21 protein-coding genes are annotated in these 23,617 nt (G+C 69.5%); 12 read left to right on the forward strand and 9 right to left on the reverse strand.

What is annotated here, in order from left to right:
- Positions 1–44: 44 nt before the first annotated feature.
- Positions 45–728 carry a hypothetical protein gene (locus tag EDF46_RS11095; RefSeq protein ID WP_123506326.1) on the reverse strand — a complete coding sequence of 228 codons (684 nt, stop codon included), beginning with the start codon at positions 726–728 and terminating at the stop codon, positions 45–47.
- A gap of 84 nt (positions 729–812) precedes the next feature.
- Between EDF46_RS11095 and hrpA the strand changes: the two genes are divergently transcribed.
- Positions 813–4,625 (forward strand): ATP-dependent RNA helicase HrpA, encoded by a 3,813-nt coding sequence (gene hrpA / locus EDF46_RS11100; RefSeq protein ID WP_123506327.1) that lies wholly within the window; start codon positions 813–815, stop codon positions 4,623–4,625.
- A 402-nt stretch (positions 4,626–5,027) separates the two neighbouring features.
- On the opposite strand, the gene EDF46_RS11105 is transcribed toward hrpA, so the two are convergent.
- From EDF46_RS11105 to EDF46_RS11120, 4 genes are read right to left on the reverse strand one after another with little or no spacing between them, the layout of a single operon-like run.
- Positions 5,028–5,816 carry a hypothetical protein gene (locus tag EDF46_RS11105; protein WP_123506328.1) on the reverse strand — a complete coding sequence of 263 codons (789 nt, stop codon included), beginning with the start codon at positions 5,814–5,816 and terminating at the stop codon, positions 5,028–5,030.
- Entirely contained in the window at positions 5,813–6,556 is a 744-nt protein-coding gene (locus EDF46_RS11110; protein ID WP_123506329.1) for an ABC transporter permease, read from the reverse strand. Before EDF46_RS11110 ends, EDF46_RS11105 begins: the two co-directional genes overlap by 4 nt.
- Entirely contained in the window at positions 6,556–7,518 is a 963-nt protein-coding gene (locus tag EDF46_RS11115; protein ID WP_123506330.1) for an ABC transporter ATP-binding protein, read from the reverse strand. Before EDF46_RS11115 ends, EDF46_RS11110 begins: the two co-directional genes overlap by 1 nt.
- Positions 7,515–8,255, reverse strand: a complete 741-nt coding sequence (locus tag EDF46_RS11120; protein ID WP_148061194.1) for a hypothetical protein — start codon at positions 8,253–8,255, stop codon at positions 7,515–7,517. Before EDF46_RS11120 ends, EDF46_RS11115 begins: the two co-directional genes overlap by 4 nt.
- A gap of 676 nt (positions 8,256–8,931) precedes the next feature.
- Between EDF46_RS11120 and EDF46_RS11130 the strand changes: the two genes are divergently transcribed.
- From EDF46_RS11130 to EDF46_RS11150, 5 genes are all read left to right on the forward strand, one after another.
- Positions 8,932–9,939: a LacI family DNA-binding transcriptional regulator gene (locus tag EDF46_RS11130; RefSeq protein ID WP_123506333.1), complete on the forward strand. Its 1,008-nt coding sequence runs from the start codon at positions 8,932–8,934 to the stop codon at positions 9,937–9,939.
- Positions 9,940–10,073: 134 nt separating this feature from the next.
- Complete coding sequence (locus EDF46_RS11135) at positions 10,074–11,414, forward strand: sugar ABC transporter substrate-binding protein (RefSeq protein WP_123506334.1); 1,341 nt, start codon at positions 10,074–10,076, stop codon at positions 11,412–11,414.
- A 37-nt stretch (positions 11,415–11,451) separates the two neighbouring features.
- On the forward strand, positions 11,452–12,408 hold the full coding sequence (locus EDF46_RS11140) for a carbohydrate ABC transporter permease (RefSeq protein ID WP_158614223.1): 957 nt from the start codon (positions 11,452–11,454) through the stop codon (positions 12,406–12,408).
- 2 nt (positions 12,409–12,410) lie between these two features.
- A complete protein-coding gene (locus EDF46_RS11145) occupies positions 12,411–13,322 on the forward strand; it encodes a carbohydrate ABC transporter permease (RefSeq protein ID WP_123506335.1) in 912 nt (303 codons plus the stop codon).
- A 77-nt stretch (positions 13,323–13,399) separates the two neighbouring features.
- Positions 13,400–14,935, forward strand: coding sequence for an alpha-N-arabinofuranosidase (locus tag EDF46_RS11150; protein WP_123506336.1), 1,536 nt, complete (start codon positions 13,400–13,402; stop codon positions 14,933–14,935).
- On the opposite strand, the gene EDF46_RS11155 is transcribed toward EDF46_RS11150, so the two are convergent.
- Positions 14,932–15,483 (reverse strand): GNAT family N-acetyltransferase, encoded by a 552-nt coding sequence (locus EDF46_RS11155; protein WP_123506337.1) that lies wholly within the window; start codon positions 15,481–15,483, stop codon positions 14,932–14,934. The genes EDF46_RS11150 and EDF46_RS11155 overlap by 4 nt on opposite strands.
- A gap of 54 nt (positions 15,484–15,537) precedes the next feature.
- On the opposite strand from EDF46_RS11155, the gene EDF46_RS11160 reads away from it, so the two are divergent.
- Both EDF46_RS11160 and EDF46_RS11165 read left to right on the forward strand, forming a co-directional pair.
- Positions 15,538–16,572: an amidohydrolase gene (locus EDF46_RS11160; protein ID WP_123506338.1), complete on the forward strand. Its 1,035-nt coding sequence runs from the start codon at positions 15,538–15,540 to the stop codon at positions 16,570–16,572.
- Positions 16,569–17,777, forward strand: coding sequence for a kynureninase (locus tag EDF46_RS11165; protein ID WP_123506339.1), 1,209 nt, complete (start codon positions 16,569–16,571; stop codon positions 17,775–17,777). The genes EDF46_RS11160 and EDF46_RS11165 overlap by 4 nt, the downstream gene beginning before the upstream one ends.
- Before the next feature lie 101 nt (positions 17,778–17,878).
- Here EDF46_RS11165 and EDF46_RS11170 read toward each other — a convergent pair whose 3' ends face one another.
- From EDF46_RS11170 to EDF46_RS11180, 3 genes are read right to left on the reverse strand one after another with little or no spacing between them, the layout of a single operon-like run.
- Positions 17,879–18,544 carry an ATP-binding cassette domain-containing protein gene (locus EDF46_RS11170; RefSeq protein ID WP_123506340.1) on the reverse strand — a complete coding sequence of 222 codons (666 nt, stop codon included), beginning with the start codon at positions 18,542–18,544 and terminating at the stop codon, positions 17,879–17,881.
- On the reverse strand, positions 18,541–20,523 hold the full coding sequence (locus tag EDF46_RS11175) for a hypothetical protein (protein ID WP_123506341.1): 1,983 nt from the start codon (positions 20,521–20,523) through the stop codon (positions 18,541–18,543). The genes EDF46_RS11170 and EDF46_RS11175 overlap by 4 nt, the downstream gene beginning before the upstream one ends.
- Positions 20,524–20,573: 50 nt before the next feature.
- Positions 20,574–20,936, reverse strand: a complete 363-nt coding sequence (locus EDF46_RS11180; RefSeq protein WP_123506342.1) for a lactococcin 972 family bacteriocin — start codon at positions 20,934–20,936, stop codon at positions 20,574–20,576.
- A gap of 86 nt (positions 20,937–21,022) precedes the next feature.
- On the opposite strand from EDF46_RS11180, the gene EDF46_RS11185 reads away from it, so the two are divergent.
- The 4 genes from EDF46_RS11185 to EDF46_RS11195 are packed head-to-tail and all read left to right on the forward strand — an operon-like array spanning position 21,023 to position 23,522.
- Positions 21,023–21,790, forward strand: a complete 768-nt coding sequence (locus EDF46_RS11185) for a class I SAM-dependent methyltransferase (RefSeq protein WP_123506343.1) — start codon at positions 21,023–21,025, stop codon at positions 21,788–21,790.
- Positions 21,791–21,818: 28 nt separating this feature from the next.
- Positions 21,819–22,892, forward strand: coding sequence for a YeiH family protein (locus tag EDF46_RS11190; RefSeq protein WP_123506344.1), 1,074 nt, complete (start codon positions 21,819–21,821; stop codon positions 22,890–22,892).
- Positions 22,889–23,056, forward strand: a complete 168-nt coding sequence (locus tag EDF46_RS18345; RefSeq protein ID WP_158614224.1) for a hypothetical protein — start codon at positions 22,889–22,891, stop codon at positions 23,054–23,056. Before EDF46_RS11190 ends, EDF46_RS18345 begins: the two co-directional genes overlap by 4 nt.
- 4 nt (positions 23,057–23,060) lie before the next feature.
- Positions 23,061–23,522: a GNAT family N-acetyltransferase gene (locus tag EDF46_RS11195; RefSeq protein WP_123506345.1), complete on the forward strand. Its 462-nt coding sequence runs from the start codon at positions 23,061–23,063 to the stop codon at positions 23,520–23,522.
- Positions 23,523–23,617: the final 95 nt, after the last annotated feature.

The following is a 23,617-nucleotide window of genomic DNA, read 5'->3' on the forward strand; positions in this document are numbered from 1 at the left end:
CCGCTCTGTCGGTCAGCACCGCGTGATTCGCTCGGACCGGGACCTCAGGGGGTGGAGTCGACGTGGCTCTGGCGCGCCCGGCGGGCCGCGGCGGTGGCCGCATCGACGTGAGGCGCCAGCCACGGCCACGCGAACCAGACGCCGACGGCGACCGTGGCGAGGGTGCTCACGCGGCTGAAGAGGTACAGCGGCGTCGCGACGACCTGCAGTCCGTCGACCGCGAGCGCGGACAGCACGCCGGCGAAGGCCACGATCACGACGTCGAGGACGACGTGCAGGAGCCCGAGCGCAGCCAGGACGCCGATGCCGACGACCGGATACCGCGTCGAACGGGTGTCCCGCACCAGGAGCACCGCCGCGACTACCAGCAGCACCAGCGGCAGGTACGTCGTGTAGCCCGGCCCCGGAAACACGATGCCCCACGAGTACGGCAGTGCCGAGACCAGATACAGCAGCAGGGCGAAGCCGGCAGAGACCACGACGAGGTACCGCACGGCGATCGACGATCCCAGCACGCCGGGCCGACGCGCGTGGCCGTCGACGGCAGGGATGCCGAGAGCGAGGGCCACGAGGCCGCCGGCCAGCAGGAGGGCGGCGAGCAGGTGCAGCACGACCGCCGGCGGACCGAGCGTCGGAGTCAGCTGGAGGAGGGCCGACAGGGCGATCGCGCCTCCCCCGAGACCCGCGGTGATGTGGTCGACGTCGGTGTCGCGCAGCTTGGTGCTCATCCATCGAGAATGCCATGCATTTCACATTCCCGGAAGACCCCGTCGCCTCCGGGACGCCAGTAGCCGACGTAGAATGAGAGGCTCATGATCCCCGCCATCACCTTCCCCCCGGAGCTGCCCGTCTCGCAGCGCCGCGACGACATCGCCGCGGCCATCCGCGACAACCAGGTCGTCATCGTGGCGGGCGCGACCGGCTCGGGCAAGACGACGCAGCTTCCGAAGATCTGCCTCGAGCTCGGGCGCGAGATGATCGGCCACACCCAGCCCCGCCGCATCGCCGCCCGCACGGTCGCCGAGCGGATCGCCGACGAGCTCGGCGTCGAGATGGGCGGCCTCGTCGGCTACCAGGTGCGATTCACCGACCACGTGAGCGACGACACGCGCGTCAAGCTGATGACCGACGGCATCCTGCTCAACGAGATCCACTTCGACCGCGACCTGACGAAGTACGACACGATCATCATCGACGAGGCGCACGAGCGCAGCCTCACCATCGACTTCCTGATCGGCTACCTGAAGCAGCTCCTGCCGCGGCGCCCGGAGCTCAAGCTCATCATCACGAGCGCGACGATCGACCCCGAGTCGTTCTCGAAGCACTTCGACGGCGCCCCGATCATCGAGGTCTCGGGCCGCACGTTCCCGGTCGAGGTCCGCTACCGCCCGCTGGTAGCCGACGACGCGGGTGCGAGCGACCAAGGCGAGGACGACGACTTCGTCGCCGACGGCCTTCTCGACGACCGTGACGCTGTGCCCATGACGCCTCGACCGCCTGGCGGCGATCGAGACGTGCTCCAGGGCATCAACGACGCCCTCGACGAGCTGGCGCGCGAGTCGTCCGGCGACGTGCTCGTCTTCTTATCGGGCGAGAACGAGATCCGCGACGCCGAGGAGTCGATCCGCGGCCGCAACCTCCCGCACACCGAGGTGCTTCCCCTCTACGGCCGTCTGAGCGCCGCCGACCAGCACCGGGTGTTCGAGACGAGCCGCACGCCGGGCACCCGCAGAAGGATCGTCCTGGCCACCAACGTCGCCGAGACCAGCCTCACGGTCCCCGGCATCCGCTACGTCATCGACGCCGGCACGGCGCGCATCAGCCGCTACTCGACGCGGGCCAAGGTGCAGCGCTTGCCGATCGAGGCCATCTCGCAGGCGAGCGCCAACCAGCGCTCGGGCCGCTCCGGCCGCACCAGCGACGGCATCGCGATCCGCCTCTACAGCGAGGACGACTTCGCCAAGCGTCCTGAATTCACCGAGCCCGAGATCCTGCGCACGAATCTGGCGGCCGTGATCCTCCAGATGATCTCGCTCGGACTGGGCGACATCGCCGGCTTCCCGTTCTTGCAGCCGCCCGACTCGCGCGGCATCAAAGACGGCCTCGACCTGCTCCGCGAGCTGAGCGCGGTGAACGAAAAGGGCGACATCACCCGCATCGGCCGCCAGATCACGCGGCTGCCGATCGACCCGCGGCTCGCCCGCATGGTGCTCGAGTCGAAGCAGCACGCGACGACCCGCGAGGTCATGGCCATCGTCGCCGCGCTCAGCATCCAGGACCCGCGAGAGCGCCCCCTCGAGCGCCGCGCGCAGGCCGATCAGCAGCACGCGCGGTTCGCCGACCCGAGCGGCGACTTCCTAACCTTCCTGAACCTCTGGAACTACCTCGAGGAGAAGCAGAAGGAGCTCGGCTCGAGCGCCTTCCGCCGCCTGTGCAAGGCCGAGTACCTCAACTACCTGCGGATCCGCGAGTGGCAGGACGTCTACCGGCAGCTGGTCCGGGCATCGAAGACGTTGGGCCTTCACGTCGGCGAGCCGAGCGCCAACCCCGACGGCGTGCACAAGTCGCTGCTCGCGGGCCTGCTCAGCCAGATCGGCCTGAAGGACCTGCAGAAGAAAGACTATGTGGGCGCTCGCCAGTCGCGCTTCGTGATCTTCCCGGGGTCGGCGCTGGCGAAGAAGCAGCCGAATGCGATCATGAGCGCCGAGCTCGTCGAGACCAGCCGCCTCTTCGCTCGCGTCAACGGCTCGATCGATCCGGCGTGGGCGGCCCCGATCGCCGGCGATCTCGTCAAGCGCAGCCACTCCGAGCCGCACTGGGAGAAGAAGCAGGGCGCCGTCGTCGCGTTCGAGCGCGTCACGCTCTACGGCGTGCCGATCATCCCGAGGCAGCGGGTCCAGTTCAACAGGATCGACCCGGTCTACGCTCGCGAGCTCTTCATCCGGCACGCCCTGGTCGAGGGCGACTGGGAGTCGCATCAGCGCTTCCAAGACGCGAACGACGCCCTCATCGACGAGCTGACCGAGCTCGAGGAGCGCACGCGCCGTCGCGACGTGCTCGTCGACGGCGACGCGGCGTTCGAGTTCTACCACCGCCGGGTGCCGGCCGACGTGTCGACGACGCGCGGCTTCGAGGGCTGGTGGCGCAAGGCCCGCGCCGAGACGCCCGATCTCCTGACGATGAAGGCCGAGGACCTCCTCGGCGACGAGGAGGCCGAGGTCGACGAGACCGCCTACCCGTCGATCTGGCAGCAGGGCGACCAGCAGCTCACCCTCCGCTACCGCTTCGAGCCGGGCTCGCACGACGACGGGGTGACCGTGCTCGTGCCGCTGCCCCTGCTCGCGACCCTCTCGCCCGCCGGGTTCGACTGGCAGGTGCCCGCCTTCCGCGACGAGCTCGTGACGGCGCTCATCAAGTCGCTGCCGAAGCAGATCCGCAAGAACGTCGTGCCGGCCGCCGACTGGGCGGCGAAGATCACCGCCGAGCTCCCCGCGACCCCCGCGCAGGAACTCCCCGATCCGTTCACGACCACCGTCGCGTCGGTGATCAAGCGCCTCACGTACGCGCCGATCACGGGCGACGACTTCGATGTCTCTCGCCTCCCAGCGCACCTCCGCATGACCTTCGCCGTGGTCGACGAGCGGGGGCGCGTGGTCGGCATCGACAAAGACCTCGGCGCCCTGCAGACGTCGCTCGCCGCCGACACCCGCCGCAGCGTTGCACGCGCCACCGAGACGCCGCGCGCCCAGACGACGATCCAGCGCGACGGCATCGCGAAGTGGGACTTCGACGATCTCCCCGCATCCGTCGACACCCGGCACGGCGAGACGACGATTCGCGCCTATCCCGCCCTCGTCGACGACGGCACCAGCGTGTCCATCCAGCTCATGGCGACGGCGGCCGACCAGGCCCTCGCGACCCCGAAGGGCGTGCGGCGACTCCTGATGCTCGGCACGCCGTCGCCGGTCGCGTACGTGCAGCAGCACCTGACCAGCCCCGAGAAGCTGATCCTCGCGACCAGTCCGTACCAGAACACGGCGGCGCTCTTCGCGGACTGCCTGACGGCGGTCGTCGACGACGTTCTGTTCCGCGTGAAGCCCGACGGCATGGTGCTGACGAAGAAGGAGTTCGAGACGGTCCGCGACCGCGTCTCGGCCGCCGTCATGGACAGCATGTTCCAGACGGTGTCGCTCGTCGCCCGCACGCTGACGGCGGCGCGTGACGCAGACAAGGCGCTGAAGCAGGCGACCAACATGTCGCTGCTTCCCGCCCTGACCGACGCGCGCGAGCAGCGCGAGCGCCTGATCTACCCGGGCTTCGTGTCGCGCACCGGCCTGGCGCAGATGCAGCGCGTTCCCGTGTACCTCGTCGGCATCCAGCGCCGCATCGTCAAGCTCCTCGAGAATCCGGCGCGCGACCGCGCCTGGATGGTCGAGGTGCAGCAGGCGACGCAGCGCTACGTCGACGCCGGCGGCGCGTTCCCGCCGGCGATCGGTGCCGCCGCGCCGCTCGTCCGCGCCCGGTGGATGCTCGAGGAGTTCCGCCTCTCGCTCTTCGCGCAAGATCTGCGCCCGAGCGAGTCGGTCTCGCTGCAGCGCATCGCGAAGGTGCTCGCGACGGCCTAGCCTCGGCCCCCGCCGGCCCGCCCCGCGCCGGCCCGCGCCGCCCGGTGAGGAGTCGCTCGTTGTCCGCCCGCGGCCATTAGCGAGCAAGCAGCGACCCCTCACCCGACCTCAGCTTGAATCCGCGACCAGATCTCGAGATCGATGACCTGACCCTCTGGCAGAAAACCGGCCTGACGTGCCGCTCCCTCGTGGACGAACCCCGACCGTCGGGCGACTCGCGCCGACGCCTCAGTGCCGGGCGCGATCAGACAGATCCTCCGAGGGAAAAGACGCTGGCCATGACCCGATCACCGCTATGGACCGACCGTGTTCATCAGCGAGAGCCTCATCGTTCGGTCTGGTCAGGGAGGAAGCAGCGCTACGTCGACGCCAGCGGCGCGTTCCCGACGGCGATCGGCTGCCTCAGCCGCCGGCGAAGCCGTCCGCCGAGCCCGTCCGTCGAGCGAGCCGGCCGAAGAACACCCACGACGCCACCGCGGCGGCACCCCACGCGACCGAAGCGAGGGCCGCGAGCCCGAGGTCCGACCAGTAGGCGGGCGTCGTTCCTGCGGTCGCGGCGACTCTCGCAGCATCGATGACATCCGCGATCGGAATGAGCCGGAGCACGCCGGCCATGCCGACCGGGAGCGTCGACAGCGGCGCGACGACGCCCGTGACGAGGGGCAGCAGGAACTCGGCGGCGTTGGCCAGGAACAGCGAATCGCGCATTCGAAGCCCGACGGACCCCACCAGGAACCCGACTCCGGCCGATGCCGGTGCCACGGCCACGAACGCCAGCGCGACCCCCGCGACTCGATCCAGCCCGCCGACTCCGCCGACGAGCGCGAGCGGGACGACCGCGCCGACCGAGGCCATTCCGATGCCGACCGTCAGCAGGACGGACGCTCGGCCCAACCAGGCGACGACGGTGCCACGGGAGGCCATCAGCAGGAAGGGGAGGGTTCCTTCGAACCGGTCGCTCGCGAGGAGCACCGCGACGGAGACCGCGGCACCCGAGGCTCCCGCGCCGATAGCCGCGGCGACCGCATCGCCCGCGTCGCGGGCACCGCCTCCCGCCGCTGACATCGCGAAGTAGAACAGCGCGGCGGCCAGCGGGGTTCCAACGAACCGGACTGCCAGCAGACGCCGATCGCGGGACTCGGGCAGGCTCGCCCAGGCGATCCGGACAGCGGTGCGCAGGCTCGCCGTCATGACAGGGCCAGTGTTCCGGCCACGCGAGCCCGATGGACCGCAACGGACAGCAGCCTCCGGGCGACGAGGGTCCAGACGGCGGAGAGGGCGAGGGCCTGGATCGCCCACCCCCAGGACTCGGCGATCGAGGCGGATCGACCGAGCGCGACGGCACCGGTGAGCGGATGGAGTGCAGCGAGGGGGAGCGCCCACGCTGGAAGATGCGAGACGGGGATCACCAGGCCGCACAGGAGCCACATCGGAGTCACCAGGAGGGATTCGACGACCGTTCCCCCGCGGACGACCACGAAGAGCGAGGCGAGGACCGCCGAGGATGCCACGCACGCGGCGACCGTGAGGAGGACGGCCAGCACCTGCACGTCGCGGACGACGACACCGCCGCCCAACAGCAGCTGCCCGAGAACTGCGACCGGAACACCCACGAGGCCGATGAGCGCCGCGCCGGCGCAGAGCCCCCCGAAGACGATGGACGGCGGGGCGGTCGACATCACCAGGTGCTCGAGCGTCCCCTGGAATCGCTGGAAGCCGATCATGCCGACCGCCGTCGTGGTGGTGGCCCACAGCCCTGCGACGGACGCCGTGAACCAGGCGTTCGGTGCAACGATGTGCCCGGAGGCGAGGCCGCCGAGAGTGCCGAGGAGGAGGAATGCGAGCGGCGCGGTGACGGCCTGCTGGACGAAGAACGACGTGCGGAGGAGCTGGCGGGTGTGGAACGCGGCCAACCGAATGAAGAGCCGCATCACGAGAACGCGTTGGGTGACGACTGACCGCGGAGGAGCGCCAGGTAGGACTCCTCTAGGGTCGCGCCGCGGGTGTGCTCGGACACCACGACGAGGCGCGACCGGAGATCCGCTGCGATCTCCTCCCGGTAGCCGCGTGCTCCCCAGAGGACGTCGAGCGACCAGAGCCCGCGCGCGGAGAACGTCGTCGCGACATCCGGGTCGGACGCCACGAGGTCGGCCGGGTCGGACGCCGACTCGACCATGAATCCGGTGACGGTCGAGATCCCGGCGTGCGCGGCGATGTCCGCTGACGAGCCAGTGACGACGGCCCGGCCGCCGACGATCACGACGAGTCGGTCTGCGAGCTGGTCGGCCTCGTCGAGGTAGTGGGTCGTGAGGAGGATGCCGCGCCCCTCGGACCTCAACTCGCGGACGAGCTGGCGGAGTTCCTGCGCGCCTTCGGGATCGAGCCCGATCGACGGCTCGTCGAGCAGGATGAGCGGTGGATCGGCCAGGAGCGCCCGGGCCACGTGGAGTCGCTGCCGCATTCCGCGCGAGAACGTCTCGACCCGGGACGAGCCTCGGTCACCCAGCCCGACCCGCTCGAGCACCGCTGCGACCCGGGAGTCGCGCGGAGAGGCGGCCCCGCTCAAGTCGGCGAAGAAGCGGAGGTTGTCGGTCGCGGTCGCGCGCAGGTAGAAGCCGCGGTCGCCGCCGAGGACGAGGCCGATTGACCGGCGGGCCTCCCGGGGACGCCGGACGGCATCGACGCCTGCCACCTGGACGCCGCCGGAGCCGGGTTCGAGGAGGGTGGCCGCCATCTTGATGGTGGTCGTCTTACCTGCGCCGTTGGGCCCGAGCACGCCGAGGACCTCGCCGGGTCCGATCTGCAGCGACACCCCGTCGACGGCGCGGCGTCGCGCCGGACCGCGACCGAAGTCACGGGTGACATCCGAGAGGACGAGCATCGGTTCGCTCATGCCGCTGCCTCCGCCACAAGGGACGAGCCGATCGGGTCGTCGGCGATCCTGCGAAGGACATCGCCCGCACCCTCGTCATCGCCACTCAGAGCCGTCGCCGCTGCGAGGTTCTTCCGGACCAGGGCCAGTCGACTTGGCGCTCCTTCTCGAGCGATGAGCGACTCGGCTTCGCTGAGCAGCTCGCTCGCGCGCTGGAAGCCGCCGCACCGGTAATGGACATAGCCGCTCAAGGCGAGCGCCTCGGACAGCGACGCGGAATCACCGCCGCGTTCTCCCGCGACGACCGTCTCGAGCCGGTTGAGAGCCGCCCCGTATTTGCCCGCGCCGACGAGCAGTTGAGCGCGATTGACCTCGATCTGCGCTGAGTATCGGCGACGCTCGCTGTCGCCGACCATGACGACCCGCGAGCCTTCCACGGCCCGAGCCGCACGATCCATCAGGAAGCCGGCCGAGTCGAGCTCCCGGCGCCTCACCGCGACGAGAGCCTCGAGGTTGACCGTGATGGCCTCGAGGACTCGGGCGTCGCCGTCGGACACCCGTCGGTCGAGCATCGCTTGCGTGAGATCTCTCCGGACCGCTCGCAGCGTCGTGAGACCGGTGTCGAAGTCCGACCGACGCTTTATCGACCAGGCCGAGAATCGAATCTTCGCCATCGCCGCGTCCACTTCTCCGGCATCCGGCGCGACACCCGCCCGGAGGAAGAGGGCACCGGCGTCGGACGACTCGTCGTGGGACAAGATCGAACCGAGGTACGTGAGAAGACGACAGGTCGTCGCAGGACGCCCAGATCTGATGATTGCGCGGGCAGCTGTCACCGAGGCCTGCCATGCCCCAGCGAACGAGACGATGTCGTGGCGTCCGGCGAGAGCATGGGTGAGGAAGTCGGCCGGATCCGGCGAGCGCCGAAGGCCGAGATCGCTGATGTAGTTCGGGGCTGCCGACGGTCGGGAGACCGGTGAGCGGGCGAGCGATGCGATCTCAGCTCTGTCCAGGAGTGCGGGATGGCAGCCCGCGGGCGCTCGGCTGATGCTCGTCGCCAAGTGGCGGAGGGGATGATCGACCTCGTGCATGTGTTCTCGATACATCCCTTCCATGATGACGTCATCAATATATCGATTTCACATTCAGCATGAAGGGCGCATTTCGCGGGACAGACAAACCTGTCGCGCCCCTCTGGCCGGCCCTCGCCGGCGCGCCGGCCCGGCCCGCCCCGCGCCGGCCCGCGCCGGCCCGCGCCGCCCCGCGCCGGCCCGCGCCGCCCCGCGCCGGCCCGCGCCGCGCCGGTGAGGAGTCGCTCGTTGTCCGCCCGCGGCCATCAGCGAGCAAGCAGCGACCCCTCACCCGACGAGCCGCGTCGGCGTAGGTACAAGCACCCCCGCGAGCCGGCGACACCCGCCGCGCTACTGTGAGGCGATGCGCGCAACCGTCCGAGACGTGGCGACCCTGGCCGGGGTGAGCCCGAAGACCGTCTCCAACGTGATAAACGGCGTCGTCTTCGTGCGCCCCGAGACGCGCGAACGGGTCGAGCTCGCGGTCGCCGAGCTCCAGTACGTTCCGAACCTCAGCGCGCGAGGTCTCCGGAACGGGCGAACGGGCGCGATCGCGCTCGCCTTCCCCGACCTCAGCATGGAGTACAGCGCCGAGATGCTCGACCAGTTCGTCGAGGTGGCCCACGAGCAGGGCTGGTCGGTGCAGCTCGAGCAGACCGGCAAGCGGCCCGAGCGCGAGAGGGAGCTCCTGTCGCGGGGTCGCGAGCACCTGATCGACGGCCTGGTGCTGAACCCGGTCAACCTGGAGTCGAGCGCGATCGTCGGCACCGACGACCTGCCTCCCGTGGTGCTGATCGGCGAGGTCGAGCAGGATCTCGTCGACCGGGTCGCCGTCGACAGCGTGGCCGCGGCACGCGACATGACCGCTCACCTGCTCTCGCTCGGCCACCGCCGGATCGCCGTGGTCGGAGCCGACGGACCCGATTTCGACACCGCCTCGGCCCGCGCCCGGACCCGCGGCTACCGGGAGGCTCTCGCCGAGGCGGGCGTTCCGCACGACCCCGCTCTCGAGCTCGTCGCCGACGACTGGGTACCGGGTGTCGCCGAAGCGGCGATCGTGCGGGCCCTCGATGCGGGCCTCGAGATGGACGCCGTGTTCTGCTTCACCGACTCGATGGCCAACGGCGTGCTGAGCGCTCTATTCGAACGCCGGATCCGGGTTCCCGAGCAGATCGCCGTCGCCGGGTTCGACGACGTGCACAGCGGCCGGTTCGCATCCCCGCCGCTGACGACGGTGTCCTTCGACAAGCGGGCCTTCGCCGAGACCACGCTGTCGCTTCTCTCCGATCGCATCGCCGACCGCGCTCTCGCGCCCCGTCGGATCTACATTCCGCATCAGATCGTGATCCGCGCATCGACCGTTTCGGCGTGAAGACGCGCATACTTCCGTCAAGAAGGTCTTGACGCCGCGTTACAACGATGTAATAGTCATCTTCTACGAAGCCCGGCCACCCGACCGCGGCATCGTGCAATCACTTGCACTGTCACACCGACGAGGAGGTCGAAATGGCGACAGCGAACGCATTTTCACGACGAGCATTCCTGGGCGGCGCACTCGCTGCCGCAGGCACGGTCGCATTGGCAGGCTGCGCGACCAGCCCCATCGGCGCCGGCCTGGTCGGCAGCCCGCTCAACCCCGACCAGCTGATCTTCTGGAACCTGTTCGGCGGCGGCGACGGCAGCCGCATGCAGACCATGGAGGCCGGCTACGAGAAGCAGCACGGCGGCTCCGGCGCGCTCCAGGCCACGGTCTTCGCCTGGGGCAACCCGTACTACTCGAAGCTGACGCTCGCCACCGTCGGCAACAAGCCGCCGGACGTCGCGGTCGCGCACCTCACCCGCGCGAAGCCGCTGTGGGACGGCGGGATCCTCGACCCGATCACCGAGGCCGACCTCGCGTCGGTCGGCCTGTCGTCGACCGACTTCAACCAGGCCTCGTGGGACGCCCAGAAGACCGACGGCAAGAACATCGCCATCCCCCTCGACACGCACCCGCTCGTGATGTTCTTCAACTCCGACGTCGTCGGCAAAGCGGGCCTCCTCGACTCCGACGGCAAGCTGAAAGACCTCACCGGGCTCGACGCCTTCGAGTCGGCCCTCGCCGCCATCGCCAAGGTCACCGGCGGAACAGCGATAACGGTCGGAAACGTCAACGAGAACGCCACCCCGTGGCGCGTCTTCACGACCCTCTACCACCAGATCAACGGCGTCTCGCCCTTCCTCTCGGACAACGGCGCGAAGATCTCGGTCGACGAGGACGCCTTCGTCAAGGTCCTCACCAAGATCCAGGAGTGGGTCAAGAAGGGCTGGCTGAACAAGGGCCTCGACTACGCCGGCGCCCAGACGCAGATGTTCACCGGCAAGGCCGGCTTCTACCTCGAGGGCGAGTGGGAGATCACCACCGCGCAGTCGATCAAGGGCCTGAAGTTCGGCATGGTGCCGATCCCGAACCTGTTCGACAAGCCGGCTGCGCAAGCCGACTCGCACACGTTCGTGCTGCCCCGCAAAGACCGGACGCCCGAGCAGCGCAAGCAGGCGATGACCTTCATCAAGTCGATGCTGGACCAGAGCCAGACCTGGGCGATGGGCGGCCACGTTCCTGCGTACCTCCCCACCCTCGACAGCTCGGCGTACAAGGCGCTCGAGCCGCAGGCCGACTACGCGTCGGCTGCCGGCTACGCGATCTACGACGATCCGGCCTGGTACGGCGGGTCGGGCTCGACCTTCGAGAACACGGTCGGCGCGCAGCTGGGCCTCGTGCAGCAGCTCGCCGTCTCGCCGCAGGGCGCGCTCTCGGCCATCAAGGGCCAGCTCAAGGTCTACACGAACACCCCCAGCCCGCTCTGATCCCCCTCTCTCTTCCCGACCCTGGAGGTACAACGACGTGACCGCCGCACCTGCTCTCACCCGCCGCTCGCAAGCGGCCGCACCGAAGGCCCGACGCAGCATCGGGTCTGCCCTGGCCCGAGGCGAGGGACGAGGAGCCTGGCTCTTCCTCGCCCCGTTCGGCCTGTTCTACATCGCCTTCCTGCTCGGACCCGCCGTGTGGATGCTCATCTCGAGCTTCTTCAACACGTCGACCGTGCGGACCGGACTCGGCTCGTTCGCCGGCTTCTCGAACTACGCCGAGATGCTGACCCGGGCCGACTTCTGGAGCGCCATGTGGCACACGCTCCAGTTCACGCTCTACACCGTGCCGCCGCTGGTCATCATCGCGTTCGTGTTCGCGATCCTGACGAACCGGGTGCGTCGCGGTCAGTGGTTCTTCCGTCTGGCGTTCTTCCTGCCCTACATCCTCCCGTCGGCGACGATCTCGCTGATCTGGCTGTTCATCTTCACGCCGGGCTCCGGCCTCTGGGCGACGGCGCAGGGCTGGGTCGGCATCACGGCCGGCAGCGGAGTCCTCGCCGACCCGAAGACCGCCATGATCGGCATTGCGATCGCGACGGTGTGGTGGACCCTCGGATTCAACTTCGTGCTCTACCTCGCCGGCCTCCAGGAGATCCCGCGCGAGCTGTACGAGGCCGCGGCCGTCGACGGCGCATCGAACTGGGAGCAGATCCGCTACATCACCCTTCCCCTCCTCAACCGCACGACGACCCTCGTGATCCTGCTTCAGATCATCGCCAGCCTCAAGATCTTCGACCAGGTGTACCTGATGACCTCGGGAGGGCCCGGTATCTCGACGCAGGTCGCACTCGGCCTGGTCACCAACACCGGCTTCACCGACAACCGGCTCGGAGCGGCCAGCGCCGCCTCCGTCCTCCTTCTCATCGTGATCGTGGCCATCGCCGTGATCCGCCAGCTCATCGAGCGCGCAGCAGAACGAAAGGCGGCCTGATCATGGCGATCACCGACGCACCCCGCCGGCCGAAGTCCCCGATCTCGGGCGCAGCTCCCGCACCCCGCCCGACCGGCGCCCGCGTCGGCACCAGCGGCAAGACGTTCGGCATCGTCTCGGCGATCGTCCTCACCGTCTTCGCCATCATCTGGCTGATCCCGAGCCTCTTCGCCCTGAAGACCTCGCTCTCGGACAACGGCGTGGCCGCGCTCGGAGCCCCCGAGATCCTGAAGAACTGGAACCCGACGCTGCACTCGTACGCGTCGCTGTTCCAGGCCGGAGACATCTGGAACTGGTACCTCGCCTCGGGGATCACGTCGGTCATCACCGCCGCCCTGACCGTGCTCTTCGCCTCGATGGCCGCGTTCGCGCTGTCGCGGCTGAAGTTCCGCGGCTCGAACCTCGCGCTCCTGGCGATCCTGTTCGGAATCATGATCCCGACCCAGGTGCTGATCATCCCGATCTTCCAGGAGCTCGGCGCGGTCAACCTGCTGAACACCTACTGGTCGGTCATCTTCCCGCAGGTGCCCGCAGCCATCGCCGTCTTCATCTTCAAGCAGTTCTTCGACGGCATCCCCCGCGAGCTCGAGGAGGCGGCGCGCATCGACGGCGCCGGCCTGTGGAAGGTCTACTGGTCGGTCATCATGCCGCTGTCGCGTCCCGTCGTCGCGGCCGTCGTGATCCTCACCTTCGTCGGGGTCTGGAACAACCTGCTCCTGCCCCTGTTCGTGCTCTCGAACCCGAACCTGATGACCATTCCCGTCGGTCTCGCGACCGTCCAGGGCAGCTTCGGCCAGCGCTACGCCGACATCCAGGCCGGCGCCCTCCTGGCCGCCCTGCCGCTGATCATCCTGTACCTGGCCTTCCAGCGTCAGATCGTCGAAGGCGTCACCGGGTCGGGCCTCAAGGGCTGACCTGCGCCGCTCCACCGATTCGAGAGGGGCGCGGGCGACCGCGCCCCTCTTCCACACCCCCACACGTAAGGATTCCCATGCCCTCCGCCCGCATTGTCATCGACCGCGACTTCACGATCGGTCCGGTGCCCCGCCGCCTCTTCGGCTCGTTCGTCGAGCACATGGGCCGCTGCGTCTACACCGGCATCTACGAGCCCGGCCACGCCGAGGCCGACGACCGCGGCTTCCGCCAGGACGTCCTGGAGCTCGTCAAGGAGCTCGGCCCGACGGTCGTCCGCTACCCCGGCGGCAACTTCGTCTCGGGCTACAACTGGGAAGACGGCGTCGGCCCGGTCGAAGACCGCCCGCGCCGCCTCGACGGCGCCTGGCACACCGTCGAGACCAACGCCTTCGGCCTGCACGAGTTCGTCGAGTGGTCCAAGGAGGCCGACGTCGAGGTCATGGAGGCGATCAACCTCGGCACCCGCGGCGTCGACGCGGCCCGCGAGCTCGTCGAGTACGCCAACCACCCCGGCGGCACCGCGCTCTCGGACCGCCGCATCGCGAACGGCGCCAAGGACCCGTTCGACATCAAGCTCTGGTGCCTCGGCAACGAGCTCGACGGCCCCTGGCAGATCGGCCACAAGACCGCCGACGAGTACGGCCGCCTCGCGCAGGAGGCCGGCAAGGCCATGCGCTTCGTCGACCCGTCGATCGAGCTCGTCGCGGTCGGCTCGTCGAACTCGGGCATGCCGACCTTCGGCTCGTGGGAGCACACCGTCCTGTCGCACGCGTACGACGAGGTCGACTACATGTCGATGCACGCCTACTACCAGGAGCACGACGGCGACGCCGCGTCCTTCCTGGCCTCGTCGGTCGACATGGACTACTTCATCGAGTCGGTCGTCGCGACCTGCGACGCGGTGCGCGCCAAGCGCAAGGCCAAGAAGTACATCAACCTCTCGTTCGACGAGTGGAACGTCTGGTACCAGTCGGGCCTCGACACCGACGACCAGCCCGACGCCGTCTCGCAGTCGTGGCGCGAGCACCCCCGCCTCATCGAGGACGCCTACAGCGTCACCGACGCGGTCGTGGTGGGCACCCTCCTCAACTCGCTCCTCCGCCACGGCGACCGCGTGTCGATCGCGAACCAGGCGCAGCTCGTCAACGTGATCGCGCCGATCCGCTCCGAAGAGAACGGCCCGGCGTGGAAGCAGACGATCTTCTGGCCCTTCGCCCGGATGGCCGCACTGGCGCGGGGCGAGATCCTGCGCACGTCCGTCATCAGCGACAAGGTGGCGGCAGGAACGTTCGGCGACGCCGACGCGGTCGACGTCTCGGCGACCTATGACGAGGAGTCGGGCAAGGTCGCGTTCTTCCTCGCCAACCGCGGGCTCGACGAGTCGGCGTCCGTCGACATCGCGCTCAACGGCTTCGCTGGCGGACGGGTCGTGCGCGCCGAGCTGCTCGAGGTGCCCCAGGGCGGCTCGCGCCACACGGCGAACACGCTCGAGGCTCAGGACTCCGTGGGTCTGGTGCCGCTCGAGGGCGTGAGCGTCGACGGCTCGGGCGTGAGCCTCTCGCTGCCGGCCCTGTCGTGGGCGGTCGTCGAGGTCGAGGTCTCGCGGGCCTAGCTGTCGGCCCGCTCGAACGGCTTGAGCATGATGTGCAGGCCGACGAGGCCTTCGGTCGCGTGATCGAAGGCCTCGGGCACCGTGCCGATGATGCGGAAGCCGAGGCTCGTCCAGAGCTTCACTGCGGCGGTGTTCGTCTCGACGACGGCGTTGAACTGCATGCTCCGGTAGCCGTCGGCGGCCGCCGCGGCGACCACGTGCTCGCCGAGCGCGCGGCCGATGCCCCGGCCCGCCGCCTCGGGCGCGACCATGAAGCTCGCGGTCGACACGTGCGACCCTCGCGCCGGGCGGTTCGGCCCGTAGTGCGCCGAGCCCAGCACGGTGTCGCCGGCCGGTACACCGTCACGGCCCGGCACGCCGTCGTCGCGTGGTGCGGTGCCGTCGTCCTCCACCGCGACGACGACCGTGTGGCCGGGTGCGAACCACTGCGCGATCGCCGTCTCCATCGGCTCGTCCGGGAGCGAGTACGTCTCGCCCGCCTCGGCGATGACGCGGTAGAAGGGCCAGATCGCGGGCCAATCGGCTTCGGACGCGAGGCGGATGCGCATGCTCCGAGCGTAGCGGCGCGGCCGGGCGCCGCCCGGGCACGGCAGGATGGACGCATGCTCCTCACCTGCGACGACGTCTGGTTCGGCGGCTGGCGCGGGCCCAGCACCCTCGTGGTCACCGGCGGGCGGGTGGAGTTCGGGGGGCCGGTAGTTCCTGCGCCCTCTGCCGCGTCAGAGCCCGAGGCCCACATCCCGGGCGTCGTGCTCGCGCCCTTCACCGACTCGCACGTGCACCTCGGCCTCGTCGACGCGGGGGCGCTCGTCGCGGGAGGTATCGGCCGGGTCGTCGACCTGGGCTGGGACCCCGAGGTCGCAGGAACGTGGCCCTCCCTCACGCGCGACCCGGCGAGCGCGTGGCCGGAGGTGTCGGTCGCCGGGCCCCTCCTCACGGCGCCGAACGGCTACCCATCGCGCTCGGGCTGGGCGCCCGACACCGCCTCCGTGGCCGTGGCGGCTCCCGACGACGCCGATGCGGTGGTCGAGGGCGTGGCCAGGGCCGCCGCCTCGCTCGTCAAGATCGCACTGAACACGGACGCCGGGCCGGTGTGGGACGACGCCACGCTCGATGCCGTGGTGACCGCCGCGCACGCGCGAGGGCTGCCGGTCTTCGCGCACGCGCAGGGCCTCGGCCAGGTGCGGCGCGCCGCACGCGCCGGGGTCGACGCCCTCGCGCACACGCCGTTCTCGGAGCGCCTCGACGACGACCTGATCGCCGACCTCGCGCGCTCGATGGCGTGGATCTCGACGCTCGACATCCACCGGGGCACCGCGGCTCAGGACATCGCCGTCGACAACCTGGCCCGGTTCCATCGCCTCGGCGGGGCCGTGCTGTACGGGACGGACCTCGGCAACGGAGCGCTGCCGCCCGGCCTCGACGGCCGCGAGATCGCCGCCCTCGCCGCCGCCGGCCTTGGGCTCGACGACGTCGTGCGCGCGCTGACGCCGGGGAGCGGCGAGACCGGGTTCGACACGCGTCTCGTCACCTGGCTGCCGGCGCGGCCGACCCGGCTCGAGGACCTCGCCCGAGCCGCCGTCCTGTCCCCACCCGCCCTCCTCTCACTGGCAGACGAACAGGAGCTCGCCGAATGACCGATCTCGACACCACCGACCCCCTCGCCGCGTACGTCGATCGCTTCGTGCCCGCCGTCGGAGTGACCGCCTACTTGGACGGCAACTCGCTCGGCCGACCGCTGCGCGCGACCGCCGACCGGATCGCCGGCTTCGTCGCGCACGACTGGGGCACCCGCCTCATCCGCTCGTGGGACGACCGGTGGATGGACCTCCCCACCGTCGTCGGCGACCGCATCGGCGCGCTCGCCCTCGGCTCGGCCGCCGGCCAGACCGTGGTCGGCGACTCCACGACGGTGCTGCTCTACAAGGCCCTCCGCGCCGCTCTCGAGATCGGGCAGCGCGCCGGACGACACGAGATCGTGCTGGACGACGACCAGTTCCCGACCGACCGCTTCGTCGTCGAGGGCATCGCCCGCGAGCGAGGTGCGACGGTGCGCTGGATCCACGTCGACCCGGATGCCGGCGTCACGCCCGCACTCGTCGGCGACGCCGTCGGACCCGGCACGGCGGTCGTGCTGCTCAATCACGTGTCGTACCGGTCGGGGTTCCTGGCCGATCTGCCGGCGATCACCGCGATCGTGCACGACGCCGGGGCTCTCGTCGTGTGGGACCTCTGCCATTCGGCCGGCGTCGTGCCGATGTCGCTCGACGAGGCGGGCGCCGACCTCGCGGTGGGCTGCACGTACAAGTTCCTGAACGGCGGACCAGGAGCCCCGGCGTTCCTCTTCGCGCGGGCCGATCTGCAGGCGCGACTCGAGCAGCCGATCCAGGGATGGATGGGCGCAGCCGACGTCTTCGCGATGGCGGCGTCCTACGAGCCGGCGCCGGGCATCCGCCGGTTCATCAGCGGCACCCCGCCCGTCCTCGGCATGCTGCCCATGCAGGACATGCTCGACCTGATCGAGGAGGTCGGCATCGACGCGGTGCGCACCAAGTCGCTGGCGCTGACCGATCACGCGTTCGCCCTGGCCGACGAGCACCTCGCCCCGCTCGGCGTCGTCACCGCCACTCCGCGCGACCCTGCGGTGCGCGGCAGCCACGTGACCCTCCGCCACCCCGACTTCAAGGCGCTCCTCCCCCGCCTCTGGGACGCCGGCGTGATCCCCGACTTCCGCAACCCTGACGCCCTGCGCCTCGGGCTCTCGCCGCTCTCGACGTCGTTCGCCGAGGTGGAGGCGGGCGTTGCGGCGGTGCGCGAGGCGCTCGCCTCGGGCGCGGCCTGAAGGCCACGGGCTGCTGCGCTCGGCGGCGCGAGATGGCCCTCGTCGTCGCCAGCGCCCAGTCCCGCCGACGGCCACGGCCATCTCGCGAGGCTCGACGTGCCTCAGCGGCAGGTCACGCCCTCGCCTCCCAGGTCGATCCGCGAGTCGCACCACGACGCAAGATCGACGTCGTGCGTGACCACGACGATCGCTGCCCCGGCATTGCGCAGCTCGTCGAGCACGTCGACGGCTCGGCCTGCGTTCTCCGCATCGAGCGCCGAGGACGGCTCGTCCGCGAGGACGATCCGCGGGCGGCGCAGGAGCAGTCGCGCGAGAGCGACCCGCTGCTGCTCGCCGCCGCTCATCGTGTGCGCTCGCCGTCGGTTCGCGCCGGCGAGCCCGACGCGGTCGAGCGCTGCCGACCGTCGCCGAGCGCGCTCGGAGCGGCTGATCCTGCTGCCGATCAGCCCCAGGTCGAGGTTGCGATCAACGGTCCACGAGCCCTCGAGCCCGTAGTCCTGGCGGAGGTGAGCGACGACCCCTCGAAACAGAGCGCGGCGTCGGCTCTCGTGGGGGCGAGTGACGTCGTCGCCCTCGACTCGAAGGCTCCCCGCGTCGAAGCGGTCGACCAGGCCGAGACAGTCGAGCAGGGTCGACTTGCCGGAGCCGCTTCGGCCCCAGATGGCGATGCTCTGCCCCGCGGCGACGTCGAAGGACAGGTCGCTCCACAGGGTGTTCGCGCCGCGCGCCTTCGAGACTCCGGAGACGGAGAGGGCTGGGTCGGTCATCGGAGATTCCTTTCGGTGCGGCGTTGCGCGCCCAGCGCCAGAGCCACGATCGCGGCATCGGCGACCACGCAGAGGGTCATCGCCCACCGGACGCCGTCTGCACTCGAGCCACGGGAGAAAGCAGCGACCAGGATCGCCGCGCTGAGCACGGCCAGGCAGACGAGTGCCGGTGTCATGACACGGAAAAGCGTGACGCCGTGGATGAACCGAAGAGCGACCGCACGCCGGCTCCGCTGAGCGACGATTGTCGCCAGGACCAGGGCGGACAGGACGAGCGAGACGATCGCCACGCCTCCGATGAAGAGGCTTGCTCTCACTGTCACGGACTGCTCGGCCAGCCGGACGGCGGCGAGATCTTTCACGGATTCGATGGCGCCGATCTGGTCGGTGAGGCCCGCCGCGTCGATCGCCGCCTGAATGGAGGCGGGGTCGTCGAAGAGGATCTCCGCCGAGGTGACTGTCGAGCTGAGCCAGTTGTCGGAGAGGAGCGAGGCCTCAGACGGCAGCACGGCGATCACTGGCTCGGTGAGCGAACTGCGAGACACGACCCATGTCTGGAATGAGAAGATTTCCTGGTCTGACGCGATCGGAATCACGTCTATAGCCGGTGCCTCGCGGCCGTCACCTGCCTCGGAGCCGACCTGATAGCTGATCCAGCTTCTGTACTCGGCCACGATCTGGGCGCTCTGTTCCACAAGGGTTTCGGGGATGAGTAGCGTCAATGAGGTGTCGGGCAGATCCGACGCGACCACTGCCGAACCGTCGGATCGATTGACTCTTACTTCGTCGAGGTAGCGGTCCGTGACGATGAGGCTGTTCCCCCTACCTGGTGAATAACCGTCGTCGGGGTCCATCGGAGTGAAGGTGATCATGGCGCGTCCACCATCGAGTTCCGTTCGAATAATCCGGGCGACGACCGACTCGCTTTCGTCGAATTCGGCTGGTTGTGAGCGAAACGACAGCGCGAAGTAGTCGCTGACCGAATCCCACTGCTGCCGCTCGCGCGTGTTCGCCGCAACCGTGCCGGCCGCAAGAACCGTGGGGCTCAGGGTCGTCAGGACAAGAGGAAGAATGCTCGCGTGCACGCCGGCCGCTCCGACCACGATCCGTCGGGACGGCGCCCTGACCGCTAGGACCGAGGCGAGACCGGATCCCGTCGTGGTGACAACCGCGGCGGCGGTGAATGCCATTGACACAATGCAGATGGCGCCGCATGCCACTCCGGCTGCCACACCTAGTCGCCCGATCTGGGCACCCCCGTTGTAGGCGACGATGGCGACGAATCCCAGAACGCAGGCGCCGACGGCTGACACCGCGCCCGTCAGCCCGGTGATAAGACTCTCGTGAATGACGATGACGGATCGGGACCGCCCTGCCAGACGTGCAATGGCGGCTCGCCGACGGCTGGAGACGGCGTCGAAAATGCAGCCCAGGGCGAGCATGAGAACAGCGGCAAGGCTGACTGAGACGATCGGGACCTCGTCGGCAATCCAGAACCCGATACCCACCACCCCGAAGGGAAGCGTCGAGACCGACATGCCCCGGGCGTTGAGCGCGAGGGCGTAGGCGTCAGCGCCCTCTTCACCCGCGTCAGTCACGTACATACCGTCGAGCTCGGCATCGGGGAGTTCTCTGCCGTCGGCGAACACCGTCCTCTGCGATCGGCTGAAGTCGGGATAACCGTCAGTCGATGCCGTAGCCAGGGCCGTTGCTGGTTCCGAGTTGATGATGAAGAGCTTTCGCGAGGTCGCACCATCAGTGGCGGCTGTCACGCTCTTGTAGAGCGTCAGGTGCTGGCGCCGCGCCTCGTCGATCATGAGCTGTCGGGCCTCGGACCGGGTCCGACCGTCGCCCTTGTCCCAGACGGTCACGACCGTCTGAGTGCCGCGCGGCGCGAGCTCGTCGCTCGTCCGCACGAAGAAGAACGCCATAAGCAAGGCGAGCACGATTGCCGCCCCGACGCTGATTCGCAGAGCCATCCCAACCCTTCTCCGAGAGCCGGCCGCCTCGGATGGCGGCCGGCTCATGTTCACTTGACGAATCGGTAATACGCGGAGTTCCCGCTCCACGTCTTCTTGACTGTGGCCTTCGACGTCTGACCCTTATTCGTGTCGTCGGTCCTGAATGTCTTTCCGGTTCCGTTCTTGACAGTCGATCCGTGCTTGCGCGTTTTGTGGAAGAAATTCGAGTAGGCCTCGTTGTTTGTTCCGTACGTCCAGGTGCCACCGCCCTCCGGCGTGACGACGTAGTTGATCGAAACCCTGCTGTCATCGAAGTTGACAGAGCCCGACGCTGCCGAAGGAGCCGGTGTCTCTGCGGACGCAACCTCGGGTGCGGCCAGGAGCGACGCCGCGGCGAGTCCGACGACAAGGGCGATGGAATTAATTTTCATAGTTCTCCAAACGAATGTAAATACCGAAATTCCACACACTACACAGACCTGTGCACGCGCCCAAATCACCGTGCCAGGGTGGACTCATGACCACCGGAGACGCCTTCGAACCCGACCAGCGCTACGCCGCCAACGCCACCTCGTTCGGGGCCGCGGCCGAGGTGTACGAGCGCGGGCGGCCGTCCTACCCGGCCACGGCCGTCGACTGGTTGCTGCCCGAGGGCGCACACCACGTGCTCGACCTCGGCGCCGGAACCGGCAAGCTTACGCGGATGCTCGTCGACCGCGTACCCCTGGTGACGGCTGTCGAGCCCTCCGAGGGCATGCGCGAGCAGCTGGTGCGGTCGGTCCCGGGCGCCCAGGCGCTGCCGGGTTCTGCCGAGCGCCTGCCCCTCGACGGCGAGAGCGTCGACGCGATCTTCGCGGCGCAGGCCTGGCACTGGGTCGACGTCGACCGGGCTGTGCCCGAGGCTGCCCGAGTGCTCCGGCCGGGCGGCGTGCTCGCTCTGCTCTGGAACATCCGCATCGTCACCGACCCGTGGATGATCGCCCTCGACGAGATCATCGCCCCGGCCAGCGAGAGCGACGCCGAGTCCGAGAGCCCTCGCGTCGGCCCGCCGTTCTCGGAGATCGAGCGCCGCGACTTCGAGTGGGTCAACGAGATCACGCCCGACGAGGTGATCGACATGGTCGCCTCGCGCAGCTACATCCTGACCCTCCCGGAGGGCGAACGGCTCGAGCAGCTCGAACGGGTGCGGACCCTGCTGGCGACGCACCCCGACACGGCAGGCCGGGCAACAGTGGGCGTCCCGTACGTGACGCGGTGCTCGAAGGCCACGCTCGCGGCCGAATAACCGACCCGGGTTCCTGCATAGTGGTCTCATGGACATCGCCCCGGTCTCGACCCTCCCGCACCGCCTGAGCGATCGGGCCGTCGAGGTGGCGCCGGGTGTGGCGGTCGCCTTCGTCATCGCCGTCGTTGCAACGCTGGTGGGCCGAGTCGTGCCTCTCGTGGGGTCGGCGGTACCGGCGGTCGTGATCGGCGTCGTCGTCGCCCTCGTGCGGCGGCCGACGGCCCGGGTGGCGCCGGGGATCGCGTACTCGGGCAAGTTCCTGCTCCAGTGCGCAGTCGTGCTGCTCGGCTTTCAGCTGTCGCTCGGGACGATCGCGACCGTCGGCCTCGAGTCGCTTCCCGTCATGCTCACGTCGCTCGTCGTCTGCCTCGTCGCGGCGGCGCTGCTCGGCCGCGCCTTCGGGGTCGAGCGCCGGCTGCGCACCCTGATCGGCGTCGGGACCGGCATCTGCGGCGCCTCCGCCATCGCCGCCGTCTCACCCGTGATCGGTGCGGCGTCGGCCGAGATCGCCTACGCCGTGTCGACGATCTTCTTGTTCAACGTGACGGCGGTCGTCGTGTTCCCCCTCGTCGGGCACGCACTCGGCCTGTCGCCGCACGCGTTCGGCCTCTTCGCCGGCACCGCCGTCAACGACACCAGCTCGGTCGTCGCCGCGGCCAGCGTGTTCAGCGCGTCGGCCCTCGGCTTCGCCGTCGTGGTCAAGCTCGTGCGCACGTTGATGATCATCCCGATCAGCGTCGGCCTGGCCGTGATCGAGGGGCGCCGAGAGGCGTCGGCCGGCTTGGACGGCAGGAACTCGCCCGCCGCCGCTCGCCCCATGACCGCACGCCGCGTGGCCGGTCTCGTCCCCTGGTTCCTCGTCGGGTTCGTCGTGATCGCGATCGTCAAGTCGTTCGTGCCGATGTCGGCCGGCAGCCTGAGCGGGCTCGTGCAGGTGAGCACGTTCCTGATCGCGATGGCCCTCGCCGGCATTGGTCTGAGTACCGACGTGAAGGGGCTGCGCTCGGCTGGATGGAAGCCGCTGGCGCTGGGCGCGATCTTGTGGGTGCTGGTCGCCGCCACGACCCTCGCCACGATGACGCTCACGGGGGCGCTCCGATGAGCGGGGTGGGTTCGCCGCGGAAGCCGCTCGCCGTCGCCGCGATCGTCGGGATCCTCGTCGTCTTCGTCGCGGCGGTCGTGGTCGCGGGGCTTTTCGCGGGACACGAGCTGTCCCGCCAGGCCAGCACCCCCTCCCCCACGCCGACGTCGACGGTGGCACCCTAGGGGCATGACCGTCACGCTCGAGCCCATGCCCGCCGACCGCCGCACCGCGTGGCTCGACCGGTCGCGGTCCGAGTACATCGAATCACGGCAGAAGGCCGGCGAGACGCTCGGACAGGCCACGGCGAACGCCGACAGGTCGTTCAAGACGTACTTTCCCCAGGGCGTACCAGCGGCGGGCCAGCACGTGTTTGACGTCGTCGCCGACGGTGCGCCGGTCGGCATCCTGTGGATCGGCGTCATGGACTCCGCCTCGAACGACTGGTGGGTCTTCGACGTCGAGATCTCCGAGTCGGAACGCGGTCGCGGCTACGGCCGGGCCGCGATGGAGCTCGCAGAGACGACGGCGCAGGAACTCGGCGCAGCCTCCATCGGACTCAACGTGTTCGGCTACAACACCATCGCCCGAAAGCTCTACGAGTCGCTCGGCTACGAGACGACGTCCGTGCAGATGAAGAAGGGGCTCTGACGGATTCGGAATGGTATTCGGCCCGCGCCGAGTCGTCTGGGTACGCAAGAAGGGCGCCGGCTGTGCCGACGCCCTTCCCTGCTAGGTGATACTTC

The sequence above is a fragment of the Frondihabitans sp. PhB188 genome (assembly GCF_003752365.1).
GTDB lineage: Bacteria > Actinomycetota > Actinomycetes > Actinomycetales > Microbacteriaceae > Frondihabitans.